We start from the raw sequence: 1931 nt of genomic DNA on the forward strand, positions 1-1931 counted from the left end.
GCAACGTCGCCAACGACTGGATCGCCAACGGCGTCTGGAACGGCCCCGCCCCCATCGGCGGACAAGCCCGCCCCGGCTCCGGCCTCACCACCAACAGCGCCGGCACCGTCGTCGCCTTCGCCGACCCCAACAACAACCTCGCCAACGACTGGTTCAACAACAGCGTCTGGAACGGCCCCGCCGGAACCGGCGGACAAGCCCGCGCCGACAGCCCCCTGGCCTTCGACGCCGACAACGACCACCTGTTCTTCATCGACACCAACGGCAACGTCGCCAACGACTGGATCGCCAACGGCGCCTGGAACGGCCCCGCCCCCATCGGCGGACAAGCCCGCCCCGGCTCCGGCCTCACCACCAACGACACCGGCACCATCGTCGCCTTCGTCGACCCCAACGGCTACCCCGCCAACGACTGGGCCAACAACGGCACCTGGCACGGCCCCGCCGGCACCGGCGGCACCAGCCGCTGAACCAGCAATCCACCCACCACCACACCACCGCGCCGGCCGGTAGCTCGGATTACGTCTACCAGGCCTGGTGAGCGGACCCTTTACACCTCATCAACGCACTTAAAGGAATCTTCACTTGACAACCCTCGTGTCGCGGGCCTTCCAAAAGTCCGCAGTCGGCGCCTTCATTGCCGCCGTCGTCATATCGGGCGTGTCCGCGCCCTCCGCGTACGCCACGACGGCACCCATCACGGCCGCCGTCGGCGGCCAGACCCATGGCACGTCGGCGCACTCGCTGGCCCTGACGCTGGACAATGTGGCGCTGCAGGTCTCCAGCTCCGACCTTCCTTCCGGCCAGCCCTACATCGCCGCGCCCGGCTCCGGGGTGCAGGTGGCCTCGCTCTCCGAGAACAAGCCGTTCCGGTACTTCTCCGTGACGGCCGTGCCCTTCGGCGAGGAGCTGTCCGGATCGGACTTCCCGGTCTCCGCCGTCGGCGGCACGGCCGCGTGGGTCAAGGCACTGAACGGCACGCAGAACGGCCCGGTCGCCACGATCTTCGGACAGAAGGCCAAGGGCGTCGTCGTGCACTCCCAGGGCAACCTGACTGGCAAGAAGGCCGACCACACCGACATCCAGACGATCACGTGGATTGTCGAACAGGGCAGCCGCACCTGGGTGGTCAACCTCCAGCACGACGAGGCCTCCCTGCCCGGGAACTTCGGCGCCAACCTGGTCATCGCGAGCGGCGACACCTCCGCCCGCACCTCCGTCGACCTGGCCAAGGTCACCGCCGCCCCCACCGCGGCCACCGGCCGGATGCCCGCCAATGCCGTCGGCCTGGGCGGCAGCCTGGGTCAGCCCTCCTGGTGGAACTCCACCTGCGACGGCAACGGCAACCTGCTGAACACCCAGTTCATGGGCCTGCAGGTGTGCGCCAACGGCGGCAACCGACTGGAGTACGTGCCGGGCGTGGCCCAGTACGAATGGCAGTGCGCCGAGCTCAGCGACCGCTACCTGGTCCAGCGCTATGGCGTGGACGGCGCCGGTGGCAACGGCAACCAGGAAGCGCAGAACTGGTACAACAAGTACCCGTCGATGTTCCAGCTGCACGGCAACGGCGACCATGCCTCTCCGGTGCCGGGCGACGTGATCAGCTTCGCCGTGGGCTCCTCGCGGCCCGGCCACACCGGCGTGGTCCACAAGTCCAGCGTCGACTCCTCCGGCAACGGCACCGTCTACTTCGTCGATGAGAACTGGACGGGCGACGGCGGCTACAACAGCGCCAGTGTCAGCAACTGGAACGTCGCCGAGATCACCGGCGAAGGCGGCTCCGTCCAGTGGCTCCACAACCCCGCTGACAATTCCGCCCCGGCCGCGACCTCGACCTCGCCGGTGTCGTTCGATGCCACGGGTTACCACATCGCGTTCGTCGATCCGAACGGCAATCTGGCCAACGACTGGGTCGCCAACGGCGTTTGGAA

Annotated in this window: 2 protein-coding genes; both read left to right on the top strand. The window is 68.2% G+C overall.

Going from position 1 to position 1931, the window contains the following annotated elements; all coding sequences use genetic code 11:
* Positions 1–470: hypothetical protein (locus tag ACFV1W_RS40525; protein ID WP_380422578.1), on the top strand; the 470-nt coding region annotated here is incomplete at its 5' end.
* A gap of 115 nt (positions 471–585) precedes the next feature.
* Positions 586–1931, top strand: a 1346-nt coding sequence (locus ACFV1W_RS40530; protein ID WP_380422579.1) for a CHAP domain-containing protein, incomplete at its 3' end; no start/stop codon positions are given.

It is taken from the genome of Kitasatospora sp. NPDC059648, from assembly GCF_042734825.1.
Taxonomy (GTDB): domain Bacteria; phylum Actinomycetota; class Actinomycetes; order Streptomycetales; family Streptomycetaceae; genus Kitasatospora.